Source organism: Allobosea eneae (genome assembly GCF_042657265.1).
Classification (GTDB): domain Bacteria; phylum Pseudomonadota; class Alphaproteobacteria; order Rhizobiales; family Beijerinckiaceae; genus Allobosea; species Allobosea eneae.
In genome coordinates this window covers 1-1,657 of the sequence record NZ_JBHSLW010000112.1, presented here as the reverse complement: position 1 = coordinate 1,657, position 1,657 = coordinate 1, and the positions used below count along the sequence as shown (strand labels likewise).

The 1,657-nt window shown below is 64.7% G+C and carries 1 protein-coding gene; it reads left to right on the top strand.

Annotation, left to right across the window (positions count from 1 at the left end):
* Positions 1–67 precede the first annotated feature (67 nt).
* Positions 68–1,624 (top strand): ISL3 family transposase, encoded by a 1,557-nt coding sequence (locus ACFPOB_RS30065; RefSeq protein ID WP_377801831.1) that lies wholly within the window; start codon positions 68–70, stop codon positions 1,622–1,624.
* Positions 1,625–1,657: the final 33 nt, after the last annotated feature.

Sequence of the window (1,657 nt, the reverse complement as noted above, 5' to 3'; positions counted from 1 at the left end):
GGGTCTGACTCAAATCTGCTGCAGGTCGGGGCTGTTTTGATGCTGGTTTCCAGAAGGAATCAGCGCGATGAAGCAGCGATTTCGGCCAGCCAGCCTGGTTCCCGCAGGTTTGATGGTCGACGGGATCACGATCGAAGGCGATCGCGTTGTTGTCCGAACCCGGTCCGCCGTCAGCGCCTGTCCGTGTCCTGACTGCGGGGCGTTCTCGCAACGGATCCAAAGCCGGTATTTCCGGCGTGCAAAGGATCTGCCGCTCAGCGGCCGACGCGTCGAGCTCCAGGTCCTCGTTCGGCGATTTCGCTGCGATGCCGTCCTGTGCGGCCGCCAGATCTTCGCGGAGCGCTTTGGTGACCGCGTCCTCGCGCCGCGAGCGCGTCGGACCGATCGTCTCGATCATATCGTCCAGCATCTCGGCCTCGCCTTGGGTGGCAGGCCCGGAGCAAGTTTTGCCGCCAGGATGATGCTGCCGGTCAGCAACGACACGTTGCTGCGCGTGGTCCGGCAGCGTGCCAGGGTGCCGAGCGAGCCGCTGCGCGTGATCGGCATCGATGACTTCGCCTGGCGGCGCAATCACCGCTACGGCACGATCGTCTGCGACTTGGAAAGGCGTCGGCCGGTCGCGCTTCTTTGCGACCGGGAGCCAGCAACATCGGAAGCTTGGCTCCGCCATCAGCGGCTGGTCCATACAGTCGCTCGTGACCGTGGCGGTGGCTATGGAGAGGCGGTGGCGCGGGCCCTGCCGCAGGCCGTCCAGGTTGCCGACCGCTGGCACCTGATGGAGAATGCCAGCCGCGCTTTCCTCGACGCCGTGCGCAAGTCGATGCGCCAGATCCGTAGCGCCATCGGTGCCACCGTCGTCAATCCTGCGCTCCTGACGGCGGCGGAGAAGCTGCAATACGATGGATATCTGCGGCGGGAAGAGATCAACGCGGCGGTCCTCGCCCTCTGGCGGGAGGGCGTGCCGATCAAGCAGATCGTCAAGCGCACCGGCCATCACCGCCAGACCGTCAGGCGGATCGTCCGCGGCGAGCGCAGCGACGTCTTCCGACCTCGCCAGAGTTCGTTGGATGCGCATCTGCCCTGGCTCGATGCGCAATGGGACGCGGGAGCTCGGAACGCAGCCGCTCTCTGGCGCACGATGAGGACGAAAGGCTTCCGGGGAAGCCTCAGGGTGATCTCGGAATGGGCGACACGCCGCCGCCGCGCGGAGAAAGCGGACGCAAGCAGCCTCGCGCGTGTCCCGTCGGCCCGGACCATCGCGCGGTTGATGACCACCGGTCGCGACAATCTCACAAAGGCTGAAACTGTTACGATCGCGGCGATCGAGGACGGCGTGCCGGCATTGGTCGAGGCCCGCGAGATCATCGCCGACTTCCATGCCATGATTAGGATGAAGCGGGCCGAGCCCTTGTCATCTTGGATCGAACGAGCCTCCCAAAGCCTGGTCGCCTCCTTGGCCAATGGCGTCCGACGAGACGAGGCCGCTGTGCGAGCAGCAATCCTCTCGACTTGGTCAAACGGTCAGACAGAAGGCCAGATCACCCGTCTCAAGCTCGTCAAACGCCAGATGTACGGCCGCGGAAAGATCGATCTTCTCCAGGCGCGTCTGATCGGCGCGCAATGATCTCAAATGTCAGCGGGATTGCGTCAGACCCAA